Source organism: Sphingobium sp. FG58 (assembly GCF_057809055.1).
Genome location: NZ_JBMDJF010000009.1, coordinates 41,289 through 57,064, shown reverse-complemented (window position 1 = coordinate 57,064; position 15,776 = coordinate 41,289). Strand labels below are relative to the sequence as shown.

Below are 15,776 nucleotides of genomic sequence, written 5' to 3'. Positions count from 1 at the left end.
GAAGCCTTGTCCTTCTTCTGAGGAAGGACGCCCCTTCGATAGGCTCAGAGCCTGCCCCCGGCTCGATCGGGGGATGAACGGCCAGAGTTTCGAGACTAGCAACGTGACCCACCCCGGCCCCTCCCCCTGGCGTATCGAAGCCACCGCCCTTGTCGCCCTCGCGCTGCCGATGATCGCGGGCAATATCGCCTGGTCGGCGATCGCCGCGACCGATCTGCTGCTGCTTGGCCGTCTCGGCGCAGGATCGGTCGCAGCGGGCGCGCTCGGCATCAACCTGTTCCATGCGCTGCTGCTGTTCGGCATGGGGCTGGTCACCGCCGCCTCGCCGCTGATCGCCAGCGAGCGGGGCCGCCGCCGCCATTCGGTGCGCGACGTCCGCCGCACCGTTCACCAGACGCTGCGCGCCGCCACGCTGTTCGTCATCCCCGCCTGGGCCATATTGTGGCAGAGCGAGGCGATCCTGCTCGCCATGGGGCAGGACGCGGATCTCGCCCATGGCGCAGGCCGGCTGATGCGCGGCCTGCAATGGGCGCTGTTGCCGTTCCTCGGCTTCACCACCCTGCGCACCTTCATCGCCGCGCTGGAACGACCGATCTGGGGCCTGCTCATCATGCTCGCCGCTATCCCGTTCAATGTCCTGGCGGGATGGGCGCTCATCTTTGGCCATCTGGGCTTCCCGCCGCTCGGCCTGTTCGGCGCGGGGCTCGCCAGCACCGCCTCCTCCTGCTTCCTCTTCTTCGGGCTGCTTACCGTCATCCTGATCGACCGCCGTTTCCGCCGCTACGCGCTGGTCGGCCGCTTCTGGACGCGCGATCGCGAACGCCACCGGCAGGTCTGGGCGCTGGGCCTTCCCATCGCCATCACGCTGGGCTTTGAAACCACCGTGTTCAACGCCTCGGCGCTGCTGATGGGCCTCATCGACCGCGATTCGCTCGCCGCCCATGCCGTCGCGATCCAGATCGCCGCCCTGGTGTTCATGGTCCCCATGGGCATCGGCCAGGCCGCCACGATCCGCGTGGGCCTGGCCTATGGCCGCCATGATCGCGCGGGCGTGGGTCGCGCAGGCTGGCTGGCCTTGTTGATCGGCACAGGCTTTGCCTGCTGCGCCGCCCTCGCGCTCATCCTCCTGCCGCGCACGCTCGTTTCGGCCTTCTTGGACCTCAACAATCCCGCCAATGCGCGCACTGTCCAGCTCGCTGTCAGCTTCCTCGCCGTCGCGGCATTATTCCAGCTGGTCGACGCCGCGCAGGCCGTCGGCGCAGGCGTGCTGCGCGGGGTGCAGGATACCAGAGTGCCGATGATCTTCGCGATGATCGGCTATTGGCTCGTTGGCATTGGCGTCGGCACGATCCTGGCCTTTCCGCTGCGGATGGCGGGGCTGGGCATCTGGCTGGGCCTGGCCGCAGGCCTGGGGTCGGTCGCCGTGCTGCTGGTCACCCGCTGGTCCTTGCGCGAACGACTGGGGCTGGTGCGCGGCTGACAGGATTGCGCCGCCCGGAAATGGTGCAGCGCACAAAGCAATTGATCGAATCGCCCAAATCGGTCAGATGTTGATCACTATGCAAGCCCCGACCGAGATTTTTGAAGCGATCGCGCTCCAGAAGTGCCTGATGGTGACCTATAACAAGATGGTCGTCACCCTGGCCCCGCACATCCTCTACACGCGCCATGATGAGTTGTTCATCGACGCCGTGACCGTGGACCGCGACGGCAAGCCGCCGCGCGAGCTGAAACTCGGCACCTTCAAGCTGGTGGGCCTGTCCGACCTTAAGGTATTGGACCAGCCGTTCGAGGCGATGCACGGCCTCTACGACCAGAATGACGACAAATATCGCAACGTCACCCTGTTCGCCGTCGCGCCGGAGAGCGCCACCGCCTGATGGGCGGAAGCCTACTCAAAACCTCCGTTCGTTTCGAGCGAAGTCGAGAAACGTTGCGCGCAGGTTTCTCGACTTCGCTCGAAACGAACGGGCTGGGGCGTTTCCCCCCTCACTTCTTCAACCGATAGCCCGTCCTGAACATCCAGCCGATAATCCCCAGGCAGACCGCCAGCATCCCCGCGACGAAGATCAGGCTGAACTCGATCGCCACATCGCCCTTGCCAAAAAAGGTCCAGCGGAAGCCCGAAATCAGATAGACGATCGGGTTGAACAAGGTGATCGTGCGCCACGGTTCCCCCAGCATCTGCACGGAATAGAAGGCGCCGCCCAGAAACGTCATCGGCATGATCAGCAGCATCGGGATCACCTGCAACTGCTCGAAACTCTGCGCCCAGATGCCCAGAATGAAGCCGAACAGGCAGAAGCTGATCGCGATCAGGATCATGAATCCCGCCATCGCGAACGGGTGCGCCACCGGCACATCGACGAACAGATGCGCGGTCACGAAGATGATCGTGCCGATGATCAGCGACTTGGTCGCCGCCGCGCCCACATAGGCGATGATCGTCTCGGTCGCGGACACCGGGGCGGACAGCAATTCATAGATGGTGCCGGTGAATTTGGGCATGTAGATGCCGAAACTGGCGTTGAAGATGCTTTCGGTGAACATCGCCATCATGATCAGCCCCGGCACGATGAAGGCGGCATAGGGGATGCCGTCCACCTCCGTCATCCGCGACCCAATCGCCCCGCCGAACACCACGAAATACAGCGTCGTCGTGATCACCGGCACCAGCAGCCCGGTCAGCAATGTACGCCGGAAGCGATGCAGCTCGAAACTGTAGATGGCGGCAATGGCGCGCAGGTTGGACAGGCTCATGCCGCTTTCTCCTGATGCACCAGACTCACGAAAATATCCTCCAGGCTGCTCTGCGCCGTATTCAGATCCTTGTAGCCGATACCCAGATCGCCCAGTCGCCGCAGCAGCGACGACACACCGGTCCGCTCCGCCTGGGTATCGAAAATATATTCGATCTCCTGGCCATCGCCCTTCAGCGTCACGTCCCATTCCGCCAGTTCCGCCGGCACCGCCGCCAGCCGCTCGGCCAGCACCACGGTCAGCGATTTCTTGCCCAGCTTTTTCATCAGCGCGGTTTTGTCCTCGACCAGCATCAACTCGCCCCGGTTGATCACCCCCACCCGGTCGGCCATTTCCTCGGCCTCCTCGATATAATGGGTGGTCAGGATGATGGTGACGCCGGTCTCGCGCAATTGCCCGATCAGCTTCCACATGTCGCGGCGCAACTCCACGTCCACGCCCGCGGTCGGCTCGTCCAGAAACAGCACGCGCGGCTCATGGCTTAGCGCCTTGGCGATCATCACCCGGCGCTTCATGCCGCCTGACAGTTCCAATATCTTGGCATGGCGCTTGTCCCACAGCGACAGGTCGCGCAATATTTTCTCGATATGCGCCGGGTTACGCGGCTTGCCGAACAGCCCCCGGCTGAACGTCACCGTGTCGATCACCCGCTCAAACTGGTCGGTGGACAATTCCTGCGGCACCAGCCCGATGGCGTCGCGCGCGCCGCGATAGTCGCGCACGATGTCATGCCCGGCCACCTTCACGCTGCCTCCGGTCGCCCGCGCTATGCCGCAGATGATGGAGATCATCGTCGTCTTGCCCGCGCCGTTCGGCCCCAGCAGCGCGAAAATCTCGCCTTCCTCGATGGTCAGGTCAACGCCCTTGAGCGCCTCGAACCCCGACGCATAGCGTTTGGTGAGACCCTGAATGTCTATGATGGATGCCATGGATGGCTCTGCCCCTTTTGCGTTGCGGCAAAGATAGGAAGCAGATTGCCAAACGCAACCTATTCTCCGCTTACTATTCGCCGCGCCCTATTCGCCGCGACGAGTGAAACGGAAAACCGTCGCGGGCGGAAAATTGCGCACCGTCTGCCCCACCCGCACCACGTCCAGTTCCAGCGCATCGATGACTTCACGATTGACCGGCGGGCGCATCGAATACGTAAACTGCACGAAACTGCCACCAGGCTGCAACATGCGGAAGGATTCGGACAAAATGTCGTGATGCACATGCCGGTCCATCGCCAGCAGCGGCAGGCCGCTCACCACCGTCTGGTAACTGCCCGGTTCGCCAGCCGCCGCCGTCGACACGATCTGCGCCGGGGTTTCCAGTACCGACACATGCGGAAAATGCCGCCGCAGCCCGCGCGCGAAGGCCGGGTTGATCTCCACCACTTCCAGCTTTTCGGGCGGCAGGCCAGTGCCCAATATAGCGCGGGTAAACACCCCGGTCCCCCCGCCCAGCTCCAGCACCCGGCCATCCGCCGGGTTGATCTGCGCCACCATCAGCCGCGCCAGATAGCGGCTGCTCGGCACGACCGACGCGGTCTGGCGCGGCTTCTGCACCCAGGCCGCCAGAAAATCGAGATATTCGGTGGCACGGGCGCGAAATTCCCCGCGTGGCAAAGCGATTGCCCGGCTCCGCTTGGGCTTATGCTGCATAGGCGAAATGCGACCGCTCTCTATCCATCCCGACTCCCTTAACGAGCCGGAGGCGTGCCGTCGATTGGCTTTAGCGTTTCTATTCTCTCTTGCAGCCATTGCGCCACCGCCGCGATCCGCGCCAGCTTGCGCAGGTCGCCATGCATGACCAGCCAGAAACTGCGGATGATCTCCACCTGATCGGGCATCAGCGGCACCAGAGCGGGATCACGCCGCCCGATAAAGTCCGGCAAAACGCCTATCCCTGCCCCTTCCGCGATCATCCGCTGCTGCATGATGATGCTGGTCGACCGCAATGTCGCCTCCAGCCCCGCCTCCACCTCGTCCAGATAATCCAGTTCGGGCGAGAAGATGAATTCCGGCACATAGCCGATCAACGTATGATCCTTGAGCTGCGCCGCCCGTTCGGGCCGTCCCGCCCGCGCCAGATAATCGGGCGACGCATAAAGATGCAGCCGATAATCCCCCAGCCGCCGCACCATCAGCCGCCCGCGCTGTGGCCGCGCCAGCATCACCGCCATGTCCGCCTCCCGCTTGGACGGATTGAGGAAGCCCGACGCTGTGATCAGGTCCAGCCTTATCCCCGGATGCCGCCGGTTGAAATCGCCCATCCCCGGCGCCAGCACCCAGGTGCCAAACCCCTCCGCCACCGACAACCGCACCTGCCCGGCCAGCCGATGCTCCTGCCCCTGCGCATCCTCGATCGCCGCCAGCGCCGCGCTTTCCGCCGCCTCGGCATGGCCCAGCAATTCCTGCCCCCGCGCCGTCAGCGTCCGCTCCCCCGCGCCCAGCTCGAACAGCTCGGCGTCCAGCGCCTTTTCCAGCCGCGCCAGCCGCCGGGCGATGGTGGTCGCATCGATCCCCAGCGCCCGCGCCGCCGGGGCCACCTTGCGCGCCCGCGCCACCGCCAGAAATACCCTCAGATCGTCCCAGTCGAACATCGCCGCCACCGCCTGCAAATTTGCAGCCCGCCTATGCAAGACTTCGCCATTGCTTGCAATAACGCAAGCAGCCTAGAAGGCGGCAACCAACCGAGAGGATGCCTCCCCATGCGTGAGATTTCGCACAAGCTCGCCTTCGTCCACGACACGCCCCCCACGCGCTACAGCGACGTGTTCGATCCCAATAATGGCGGGGTGCAGGCCCGCGTCGCGCTGGGCGATGCTGCCCTGCTCGACCTCGCCGTCGCCGCCGCCAAGAAGGCGCAGCCCGGCTGGGCCGCCACCAACCCGCAACGCCGCGCCCGCGTCATGTTCAACTTCAAATCGCTGGTCGAAGCGAACATGAACGATCTGGCGCATCTGCTCAGCTCCGAACATGGCAAGGTGATCGCGGACTCCAAGGGCGACATTCAGCGCGGTCTGGAAGTCATCGAATTTTGCTGCGGCATCCCCCATGTGCTGAAGGGCGAATTCACCCAGGGCGCGGGGCCGGGCATCGACGTCTACAGCTTCCGCCAGCCGATCGGCATCGGTGCGGGCATCACGCCCTTCAACTTCCCCGGCATGATCCCGCTCTGGATGTCGGGCGTCGCCATCGCGACCGGCAACGCCTTCATCTTGAAGCCCTCCGAACGCGATCCCTCGGTCCCCGTCCGTCTGGCCGAACTGTTCCTGGAAGCAGGCCTGCCCGAAGGCATTTTGCAGGTGGTTCAGGGCGACAAGGAAATGGTCGACGCCATTCTCGACCACCCGGATATCAAGGGCGTCAGCTTCGTCGGTTCCTCCGACATCGCCCATTATGTCTATAATCGCGGCGTTGCCGCGGGCAAGCGCGTCCAGGCGATGGGCGGCGCGAAGAATCACGGCATCGTCATGCCCGACGCCGATCTCGATCAGGTCGTCAACGACCTGTCCGGCGCGGCCTTCGGTTCGGCTGGCGAACGCTGCATGGCGCTCCCCGTCGTCGTCCCCGTCGGCGAAAAGACCGCGATCGCACTGCGCGAAAAGCTGATCCCGGCAATCGAGGCGCTGCGCGTCGGCGTCTCCACCGATGCCGAAGCCCATTATGGCCCGGTCGTCACCGCCGCGCACAAGCAGAAGATCGAAAACTGGATCCAGACCGGCGTCGATGAAGGCGCGGAACTGGTGGTCGATGGTCGCGGCTTCACGTTGCAGGGGCATGAGGAAGGCTTCTTCGTCGGCCCCACTTTGTTCGACCATGTCACCACGGACATGAGCGCGTACAAAGAAGAGATTTTCGGCCCCGTGCTGCAAATGGTCCGCGCCGACAGTTTTGAAGAAGCCGTCTCGCTGCCCAGCAAGCACCAGTACGGCAATGGCGTCGCCCTCTTCACCCGCAACGGCCACGCCGCCCGCGAATTCGCCGCCCGCGTCGATGTCGGCATGGTCGGCATCAACGTGCCGATCCCGGTCCCCGTCGCCTACCACACCTTCGGCGGCTGGAAGCGCTCGGCCTTCGGCGACACCAATCAGCACGGCATGGAAGGCGTGAAATTCTGGACCAAGGTGAAAACGGTCACCCAACGCTGGCCCGACGGCGGCGCATCGGCCGACAGCGCCTTCGTCATCCCGACGATGGGGTGAGCCCTATTTCACCGTCATCCTGACGAACGTCAGGATCCAGGGCGTCAGGCACAGCGCCTGCCGCCCTGGATGCTGGATCAAGTCCGGCATGACGGTAGAAGCGGATCGAACCCCAGATCCTCGGCAAGATCGCGCCAGCGGGGATTGCCTGCCTCGATCAGATCGAGCTTCCATTTCCGCTTCCAGTTCTTCAACTGCTTCTCTCGAACAATGGCCACTTCCATGGTGTCGCACATCTCGAACCAGACCAACCGGTTCACATCATATCGGGCGGTAAATCCGTCCAAGGCCTTCTTGCGATGCTGATAGATGCGCGCCATCAGGTTGGACGTGACGCCGATATAAAGCGTCCCGTTGCGATCACTGGCCATGATATAAACGGCAGGTTGACGATCCACAGGGCAATGCTGCGATGCTGCAGATGACGAATCAAGCCAATCATCGTCATCCTGACGAAAGTCAGGATCCAGGGTTCCAGACGCGACCCATGACGCTCTGGATGCCGGATCAAGTCCGGCATGACGGCAATTTAGGGTAAGGCAATGACCAATCAGTTCGACCTGACCGACGACCAGCGCGAAATCCAGGATCTCGCCCGCCGCTTCACCGCCGACGCGATCACGCCCCATGCGGCGGAGTGGGACGAAAAGCATATCTTCCCCCGCGACACCATACGCGCGGCGGCGGACCTCGGCTTTGGCGGCATCTATGTCTCCGAAGCCTCCGGCGGCATCGGTCTGGGTCGCCTCGAATCCGCGCTGATCATGGAAGCCATGGCCTATGGCTGCCCCTCGACCAGCGCCTTCATCTCCATCCACAATATGGCAGCCTGGATGATCGACAGCTTCGGCGGACAGGCGGTCAAGGACGCCTATCTCCCCGACCTCATCCCCATGACCCGCATCGCCAGCTATTGCCTGACCGAGGCGGGCGCAGGCTCCGACGCCGCCAGCCTCAAGACCAAGGCCGTGCGGGATGGCGACCATTATGTCGTCACCGGCTCCAAGCAGTTCATCTCCGGCGGCGGCGAAAATGAAGTCTATGTCGTCATGGTCCGCACCGGCCAAAATACCCCTGAAGGTAACGGGCCGAAGGGCATTAGCTGCCTCGTCATCGACAAGGATATGCCGGGCGTCAGCTTCGGCGCGCAGGAACGCAAGCTTGGCTGGCACAGCCAGCCCACCGCGCAGGTCAATTTCGATGGCGTCCGCGTCCCCGTCGCCAACCTCGTGGGCGCGGAAGGACAGGGCTTCGCCATCGCCATGGCCGGTCTCGACGGCGGTCGCCTCAACATCGGCGCCTGTTCGCTGGGCGGCGCGCAGCGCTGCATCGACGAAGCCGTCCAATATACCAAGGATCGCAAGCAGTTCGGCCAGTCCATCGCCGACTTCCAGAACACCCAATTCACCCTGGCCGACATGCAGACCGAGCTGGAGGCTGCCCGCACGCTCCTTTACGCCGCCGCCGTCAAGGTGAGCGACAATGCGCCGGACAAGACGCGCTTCGCCGCCATGGCCAAGCGCTTCGCCACCGACACCGGATCGTCCGTCGTGGACCGCGCGCTGCAACTCCATGGCGGCTATGGCTATCTGATGGACTATCCCATCGAACGCTTCTGGCGCGACCTGCGCGTCCATTCCATCCTGGAAGGCACCAACCAGGTCATGCGCATGATCATCGCGCGGGATATGTTGCGGGATTAACCCCCCTCTCCCCGTTGGGGGAGAGGGTTGCGAAGGCTTGGCAGCGTGCTGCCTAGCCGTAGCTGGGAGAGGGGGACAGGGCCAGCGCGGTCCACCCCCTCTCCAACTTCGCCTAGGCGCGTGCCGCGCCAAGGCTTCGTATCCTCTCCCCGCCGGGGAGAGGCAGGAGAGAGACATGACCGACCAAGTCCTGACCTTCATCGAAAACAGCCCCAACGGCGCTGTAGCCCGCATCCGCCTGAACCGGCCCAAGGCGATCCACGCGCTGACGCCCGACATGTGCGACGCGATCAACGCCGCGCTACTCGCCTGGAGGAAGGATGACAGCGTAACCGCCGTGATGATCGACCACACCGAAGGCCGCGGCTTCTGCGCGGGCGGGGACATTGCGCTGATCGCCAACAGCGCCAAGACGGACTGTGTCGAGGCGGAGCGCTTCTTCCATCTCGAATATCGCATGAACCATCTGCTGTTCGTCTATGACAAGCCGATCGTCGCCTTCATCGACGGCATCGTCATGGGCGGGGGCGTGGGCATCTCCCTCCCCGCCCGCTACCGCGTCGCCACCGAGCGGACCACCTTTGCCATGCCCGAAACCGGCATCGGCCTTTTTCCCGATGTCGGCGGCGGCTGGTATCTCCCCCGCCTGCCCGGCCGGGTCGGCGCATGGCTCGCCGCCACCGGCGCGCGGATCGACGGGGCGGATTGCGCCGCCATCGGCATCGCCACCCACTATATGCCATCCGACACGCTGGAGGACGTCAAGGCGCGCATCCTCGCCGACCCCGCCAGCCTGACCGCGATCTTGGACGCCGCCACACAAACCCCGCCGCCCTCCAAACTCGAAGCCGCCCGCCCCGACATCGACCGACTCTTCGCCTCTGACAAGGCGGAGGAGATCGTCGCCGCGCTCGACGCCGACGGTGGCGAATGGGCCGCCAAACAACGCGCCACGCTCGCCACCAAATCGCCCCAGACGATCAAGGTCGCCCTGCGCCAGTTGATCGAGGGCGCGGCCCAGCCCGATTTCGCGTCCAACATGGCGATGGAATATGGCCTCGCCTGCGCGGTCATCCGCCGCCCCGATTTCGTCGAGGGCGTGCGCGCCCTGATCTTCGACAAGGACAACCAGCCGCAATGGAACCCGGCGACGCTGGAGCAAGTGAGCGACGCGATGATCGACGCCATCTTCGTGCCGCTGCCCGCCGACCAGCAATGGACCCCGCTGCCCGCCGTTGCCACCTGATCTGTCCTACATGGCAGGTGCCTGTTATGCTTCCAACGCACGCCGCCTGCCAGATGCCGCCCGCTTTCCGATAGGATCAGGGCCGCGCAAGAATATGTCCGATTTACCGGGAAATATGCGAAGTTAAGCAGGAGAAATGCCATCATGACCCAGACGATCGCCTTCATCGGCCTTGGCAATATGGGCGGCGGCATGGCCGCCAATCTGCTCAAGAATGGCTATGCCGTCCGCGCCTTCGACCTGTCGGAGGAAGCTCTGGCCAAGGCGGAAGCCCATGGCGCGACCCGCGCCAGCAGCGCCGCTGACGCGGCCACCGGGGCCGACGCCGTCGTCACGATGTTGCCCGCAGGCAAGCATGTCGAAAGCGTCTATGCCGGCGAAGTCTATGGCGCGGCCAATCCCGGTGCCTTGTTCCTTGATTGCTCCACCATCGACGTCGCCACCGCCCGCCGCGTGATCGAAGCGGCAACCGACAGAGGCTTCGACATGGTCGACGCGCCCGTCTCCGGCGGCATCGCCGCAGCCAATGGCGGCACGCTGACCTTCATGGTCGGCGGCACCGATGCTGCGTTCGAAAAGGCAAAGCCCATCCTGTCCGCCATGGGCAAGGCGGTGATCCATGCCGGCGGTGCGGGCAATGGTCAGGCCGCCAAAATCTGCAACAACATGCTGCTGGGCGCGACCATGGTCGCCACCTGCGAGACTTTCGCCATGGCCAAGAAGCTGGGCCTTGATCCCCAGACCTTCTACGACATCTCCAGCGTCTCGTCCGGCCAGAGCTGGTCGATGACCAGCTACTGCCCCGTCCCCGGCGTCGGCCCGCAATCGCCGTCCGACAATGGCTATCAGGGCGGTTTCGCGGTCGGCCTGATGCTCAAGGATCTGAAACTCGCCACCGAAGCCGCCGCCCTGGTCGGCGCGTCGGTGCCGATGGGCAATGCAGCGGAGGCCCTCTACCAGCTGCTCGCAAACCAGGGCGAAGCGGGCCGCGACTTCTCGCTGATGATCGAAATGCTGGAGGGGAAATAACCCCTCCCCGTCATCCCGGCGAATGCCTGGATCCAGGGCGGCAGGCACTGCGTCTTGCGCCCTGGATCCTGACTTTAGCTACGCTGCCCTTCGGGTCGTCAGGATGACGGTAGGAAAACTACTTCCCCTTGCCCGCCTCCGCCGCCGCCAGCACCCGCAGCACATTGCCCGACCAGATTTTCGCGACATCCGCCTCGCTATAGCCAGCCTTCAGCAGTGCGTCGGTGATCTTGGGCAGGTCCAGCACATCCTCCATACCGACCACGCCGCCGCCGCCATCCCAGTCCGCGCCGATCCCGACATGGTCCGGCCCCACCACCTTCAGCGCGTGCAGCATATGCGCCATGAAATCGTCGAAGGTCGCCCGGTCCGTGTCAGGATAAAGCCGGTCAATCTCCTGTCGCTTCGCCAGCAATTCGGCCCGCTTCTCGGCAGACATCTTCGCCCCCTCGCGCATCGACGCGAATAGCGCGCCCATCGCCTTCTGCCTCTCCGGGTTGGGCTTCGACGCTTTCAGATAGGTGCCATAAGCGTTCATCTGAATGACGCCCCCCTTGGCCGCCAAGGCTTTGAGATGCGCATCGTCAATATTGCGCGGATGGTCATAGACCGCCTTGCAACCCGAATGGGTCAGCAGCACCGGGGTGGTGGACAGCGCCAGCAGATCGTCCAGCACCTGGTCACTACTATGCGACGCATCAGGCACCACGCCCAGCCGGTTCATCTCTTTGAGCAGTTCCTTGCCCAGCGGACTTAGCCCGCCAAAACGCGGCTTCTTGGACGGGTCGGTCGAACTGTCGGCAAACTGGTTATGCGCAAAATGGGCAAAGCCCACCACCCGCACGCCCATGTCGTAGAAGGTCTGGAGCAGCGACACATCCTCGCCCAGCGGATAGGCATTTTCGATCGACATATAGACGACCCGCTTGCCCGCCGCGGCGATCGGCGCGGCGTCCTTCGCTTCCAGTGCCAGCGCAAAATTCGCCGGGTCCGCCGCCACCATCTCGCGGATCGACACCCCGCGCAGCAACGCAAAATCGCGCGCCTTACGAAAACCCTCGACCGTCAACGGTCCCTGCGACGTATAGATCGCCCAGAAACCGCCATCCAGCCCGCCCTTCTTCATGCGGGGCAGGTCCACCTGGGTATAATCCAAATGAACCCCATGCTCCTCGTCGATCGACCAGCCCGGCAGGTCGAGCGAGGCAGGCGTGTCCAGATGGCTGTCGAGCGTCAGCAATTTCTGGTGCAACTGCACCACCTTCTTCGACACCGCCTGCGCCGACGCCGGCCCTGAGATCAGCGCGACCAGCGCTGCCCCCATCAACAAACCGATCCGCATCAGATTTCGCCCGAAATGGTGAACTGGAAGGTGCGCGGGCTAAGCGGGCGGAATGCGCCATCGCCGGTCACCGTCGAGGAGATGAAGGACAACGTATCCTTGTCGAACAGATTGTCGATGTTGAACCGCGCCTTGATCCCCTTGACCGGGCCGAAGCTGATGCCGTCACCAATATCGACATAGGCGCTGAACACGGTGAAGGCGGGCACGCTAGAACCTGGCGTGTTGGTGAAGGTCGACCAGCGCTTGGACGTATATTTGCCCGAAATATTGGCGACCAGCCAGCTCGCCGGTTCCACCGTCACGCCGCCACTGACGATCCATTTGGCGCTGTCGGGGATATATTTGTCGGCGATCAGGATGGGCGTCGCCGCCGGGATATTATCCTTGAACTTGGCATTATTGTAGGTGACGTTCAGGTTGCTGTAGGCCAGCCCGTTCAGGAAAGACGGCTTGTAGGTGCCTGCAAATTCCACACCATAGGACCGCACCCGACCGACATTCTGGAAGAAGGTTTCGGTCGATGCGCCGCCGCCCGGCACGAAGCTGGTGATCGACTGGATGCGATTGTCGAACTTGGTGTAGAAAGCCGCCAACGACGCATAAAGCTGCCCCTGATTGGTGCGGATACCCAACTCCATATTCTTCGACCGTTCGGGCGCAGGCTGCGGCACCAGCCCGCCGCCGGGGCGGATGACCGAATAGATATCGTCCATCCCCTTGGGCAGCGCCATATTTTCGGCATAGGAGGCAAAGACCTGCGTGCGCTCGTCAAATTTGTAGAGCAACCCGCCCATCGGCAGGAAGAAATCGCTATAATGCGCGGTATTACTTTGCGGGCCGTAGCCCAAAATTCCCCTCGTGGCGGTCCCGGTGCCAGTCGTGCGGTAATAATCGTCGAATTCGCGATAACCGCGATGGACATAATCCAGATTCAGTCCCTTAAACCCGACATCGATGATGAAGCGGTCATCGGCCAGCTTGAGCGTGTCCTTCAGGAAGATCTGGAGCGTATCGCGCTTGGACCGGTAATCACGGCGCAGATAGACCAGCTCATCCAGATTGGGTGCGCCATCGGGCGCGCCATTGACCGTGTTGTAGCGCGCCTGGGTGCGATGATATTTGTCGACTTCGGCCCACACGCCCGCTTCGAGCGTATTGTTGCCCATTTCCCAATGCAGCTTGTTGGTGATGCCATAACGGTCGCCACCCACACCCGACAGGCCATATTGCACGCCCTTGGGCGCAACCACCGGAAGGCCCGCTTGCGCCTGCGGCGTGTAGCGGCTCAGCGAATTGGCATAGCCATCGGGCGACACGCCATAACCGTCCTTATCTTCCCAATAGAGGGTCGATTCCGCCCAGACGCCCTCGGCAATCCCGGCGTGGAAGGTCGCGCCATAGAGCTTGTCCTTCCGCACGTTGATGGCGAGGTTATAGACTGCTGTATAAGCTGCGTTGGAATAAGGCACGCCCGGCGCAGTCGCCAGCGGCGCAAAGCCCGGCGTCGTGTTGGGGACATTTTCAATATAGGCATAATTGCGCCCGCACTGGCCTAGTGCGTTCTTTGCTGCCGCTACGCAATTATACTGCGCCCGCGTGATCGTGGGCGAATCATAGTCGAAAAAGTCGTTGGACACGAATTTGAACCGCGCCCAGCTATCGCCGCCCAGGTCTGCGTGGATCTGACCTTCCCAATGCTCGCGGTCCACCGAACCCGGCCCCCGCCAGAGGTCCGTGTCCAGCTTCGTACGGCTGACATAGGCTGCAAACGGCCCGACCCGGCCGGTGCTTGCACGGATGAAGGTGCGGCGCAGATTCTGGTCGCCAAAGCTTTGCGACACGAACAGGCCCATCTCCTCCTGCGGCGCGATGCTGTTATACTGGATCACCGGACCCAGGGTGGAGTAGCTGGGCAGGCTGACATCGCCCGCGCCGATCGCGGCTTCCACGACGCCCAGATTTTCATTGTCGACATAGCGGAACACCGGGCTGCCGCCAAAGGCGTCGCTACGCCCTGTCGGGATGCCATCGACCACGAAGCCGATCTGATCGAGGTTGAAGGCGCGCGTCTGCACGCTGTTGCCAAATTCGTAGAGGCCCAGCGCGCCATCGGTCTGGACGTTGAAGCCGGGCAATTGCTCCAGCATTTTCAGGCCCGAAACGCCTGCAGGGGCCGACAGCAAAGCCTCCCGCGTCACCGCCACGACATTGCTCACCTTATCCTCGCCAATCGCTTCGGACGATTGCGAAATGCGGCGGCCGGTAACGGTGATGTTCGTCTCGTCATCTCCAACCGGCTCCTGCGCACAAGCAGCGCTTAGCGCGCCAGTCGCGCAGGCGAACAGCAACGCTGCGCGCGAGGAAAGACGGATCGACGAAATGACGGACATGCAAAAGGCTCCCTGTTTCACAACGAGCCAATCAGGTGGCGCATCGCGCGCCGCACCTCCCCCGGACGACTGCGGCGGACGCATCGCTGCGTCCGCCTATCGTTCTTTAGTTTTCTTGTGAAACGAAAGTGCCGGGAAACCCCGCCATCGACCAATGAGAATTTCTCAGCCTATCACGGGAAAATAGATAGAAACCAGCGTGTTCCCGCGCAGGCGGGAACCCAGTTGCGACGTCGGACTGGGTACCCGCCTGCGCGGGAACATGATCTTCAAAAGACCAGTCGCCGTCGCTCAGCGCCCCTTCCAGACGCCCGGCCGCTTCTCGACAAAGGCGGTCATGCCTTCCTTCTTGTCCTCGGTGGCGGTCAGTATCTGGAACATGCGCCGTTCGGTCAGCAGGCCCTGAGCCAAGCCCGTTTCGAACGCGATATTGACCATTTCCTTGTTCACCATCGCGGCCATGGGCGGCATCGCGGCAATCGCGGCGGCGGTCTTGAGCGCATCGTCCAGCAGATCGGCGGCGGGCACGATCCGGCTCACCAGCCCCGAACGCTCGGCTTCCTCCGCACCCATCATCCGTCCGGTCAGGCACATGTCCATCGCCTTGGCCTTGCCCACCGCGCGGGTCAGTCGCTGCGACCCGCCCATGCCGGGCGCGACGCCCAGCTTGATCTCCGGCTGACCGAATTTCGCCGTATCCGCCGCAATGATGAAGTCCGCCATCATCGCCAGTTCGCACCCGCCGCCCAGCGCGAAACCGGCCACCGCCGCGATCCACGGTTTGCGGGTCGCGACCACATGGGTCTGCCAGCCGGAAAAGAAATCCTGCAGGAAGAAATCCGCCCCGTCCTTGTCGACCATCTCCTTGATGTCCGCGCCCGCCGCAAACGCCTTTTCACTGCCGGTCAGGACCGCGCAATGCTGGGTCGGATCGGCGTCATAGGCGGCAAAGGCCGCGCTCAGATCGCTCAGCACCTGGCCATTGAGCGCATTTAGCGCCTGCGGCCGGTTAAGCGTGATCAGCGTCACTGCGTCACGCTGTTCCACCAAAATCGTTTCATAGGTCATCGCCATCTCCCTTATGCCTTTGGGTCTGCTCTATGGACGACGC

The 15,776-nt window shown here is 63.3% G+C and carries 14 protein-coding genes; 6 read left to right on the top strand and 8 right to left on the bottom strand.

The window, feature by feature from the left end; all coding sequences use genetic code 11:
• The first annotated feature begins 73 nt into the window (after positions 1 to 73).
• Together ACODR8_RS12560 and ACODR8_RS12555 are read left to right on the top strand one after the other, a co-directional pair.
• Positions 74 to 1,480: an MATE family efflux transporter gene (locus ACODR8_RS12560; RefSeq protein ID WP_489007551.1), complete on the top strand. Its 1,407-nt coding sequence runs from the start codon at positions 74 to 76 to the stop codon at positions 1,478 to 1,480.
• A gap of 79 nt (positions 1,481 to 1,559) precedes the next feature.
• Positions 1,560 to 1,880 carry a hypothetical protein gene (locus ACODR8_RS12555; RefSeq protein WP_489007550.1) on the top strand — a complete coding sequence of 107 codons (321 nt, stop codon included), beginning with the start codon at positions 1,560 to 1,562 and terminating at the stop codon, positions 1,878 to 1,880.
• Positions 1,881 to 1,989: 109 nt separating this feature from the next.
• Here the strand turns inward: ACODR8_RS12555 and ACODR8_RS12550 are convergent, their stop codons facing one another.
• The 4 genes from ACODR8_RS12550 to ACODR8_RS12535 form a co-directional block, all read right to left on the bottom strand.
• On the bottom strand, positions 1,990 to 2,760 hold the full coding sequence (locus ACODR8_RS12550) for an ABC transporter permease (RefSeq protein WP_489007549.1): 771 nt from the start codon (positions 2,758 to 2,760) through the stop codon (positions 1,990 to 1,992).
• The gene (locus tag ACODR8_RS12545) at positions 2,757 to 3,689 is read right to left on the bottom strand and encodes an ABC transporter ATP-binding protein (RefSeq protein ID WP_489007548.1); all 933 of its coding nucleotides are present in this window, start codon (positions 3,687 to 3,689) and stop codon (positions 2,757 to 2,759) included. Before ACODR8_RS12545 ends, ACODR8_RS12550 begins: the two co-directional genes overlap by 4 nt.
• 87 nt (positions 3,690 to 3,776) lie before the next feature.
• Complete coding sequence (locus tag ACODR8_RS12540; protein ID WP_489007547.1) at positions 3,777 to 4,406, bottom strand: class I SAM-dependent methyltransferase; 630 nt, start codon at positions 4,404 to 4,406, stop codon at positions 3,777 to 3,779.
• A 38-nt stretch (positions 4,407 to 4,444) separates the two neighbouring features.
• A complete protein-coding gene (locus tag ACODR8_RS12535; protein WP_489007673.1) occupies positions 4,445 to 5,347 on the bottom strand; it encodes a LysR family transcriptional regulator in 903 nt (300 codons plus the stop codon).
• 108 nt (positions 5,348 to 5,455) lie between these two features.
• Between ACODR8_RS12535 and ACODR8_RS12530 the strand changes: the two genes are divergently transcribed.
• Positions 5,456 to 6,952 carry a CoA-acylating methylmalonate-semialdehyde dehydrogenase gene (locus ACODR8_RS12530; protein WP_489007546.1) on the top strand — a complete coding sequence of 499 codons (1,497 nt, stop codon included), beginning with the start codon at positions 5,456 to 5,458 and terminating at the stop codon, positions 6,950 to 6,952.
• Positions 6,953 to 7,029: 77 nt separating this feature from the next.
• On the opposite strand, the gene ACODR8_RS12525 is transcribed toward ACODR8_RS12530, so the two are convergent.
• Positions 7,030 to 7,323 carry a GIY-YIG nuclease family protein gene (locus tag ACODR8_RS12525; protein WP_489007545.1) on the bottom strand — a complete coding sequence of 98 codons (294 nt, stop codon included), beginning with the start codon at positions 7,321 to 7,323 and terminating at the stop codon, positions 7,030 to 7,032.
• Between the two features lie 171 nt (positions 7,324 to 7,494).
• Here ACODR8_RS12525 and ACODR8_RS12520 point away from each other — a divergent pair, with 171 nt between their 5' ends.
• The 3 genes from ACODR8_RS12520 to mmsB all read left to right on the top strand — a co-directional run bounded on the left by ACODR8_RS12520 (position 7,495) and on the right by mmsB (position 10,930).
• The gene (locus ACODR8_RS12520) at positions 7,495 to 8,655 is read left to right on the top strand and encodes an acyl-CoA dehydrogenase family protein (protein WP_489007544.1); all 1,161 of its coding nucleotides are present in this window, start codon (positions 7,495 to 7,497) and stop codon (positions 8,653 to 8,655) included.
• Between the two features lie 175 nt (positions 8,656 to 8,830).
• On the top strand, positions 8,831 to 9,901 hold the full coding sequence (locus ACODR8_RS12515) for an enoyl-CoA hydratase/isomerase family protein (protein ID WP_489007543.1): 1,071 nt from the start codon (positions 8,831 to 8,833) through the stop codon (positions 9,899 to 9,901).
• 21 nt (positions 9,902 to 9,922) lie between these two features.
• Positions 9,923 to 10,930, top strand: a complete 1,008-nt coding sequence (mmsB, locus tag ACODR8_RS12510) for a 3-hydroxyisobutyrate dehydrogenase (RefSeq protein ID WP_489007672.1) — start codon at positions 9,923 to 9,925, stop codon at positions 10,928 to 10,930.
• Between the two features lie 118 nt (positions 10,931 to 11,048).
• Here mmsB and ACODR8_RS12505 read toward each other — a convergent pair whose 3' ends face one another.
• The 3 genes from ACODR8_RS12505 to ACODR8_RS12495 form a co-directional block, all read right to left on the bottom strand.
• Entirely contained in the window at positions 11,049 to 12,272 is a 1,224-nt protein-coding gene (locus ACODR8_RS12505) for a dipeptidase (RefSeq protein WP_489007542.1), read from the bottom strand.
• On the bottom strand, positions 12,272 to 14,665 hold the full coding sequence (locus ACODR8_RS12500; RefSeq protein ID WP_489007541.1) for a TonB-dependent receptor: 2,394 nt from the start codon (positions 14,663 to 14,665) through the stop codon (positions 12,272 to 12,274). Before ACODR8_RS12500 ends, ACODR8_RS12505 begins: the two co-directional genes overlap by 1 nt.
• A gap of 291 nt (positions 14,666 to 14,956) precedes the next feature.
• The gene (locus ACODR8_RS12495; RefSeq protein ID WP_119744426.1) at positions 14,957 to 15,733 is read right to left on the bottom strand and encodes an enoyl-CoA hydratase-related protein; all 777 of its coding nucleotides are present in this window, start codon (positions 15,731 to 15,733) and stop codon (positions 14,957 to 14,959) included.
• Positions 15,734 to 15,776 lie beyond the last annotated feature (43 nt).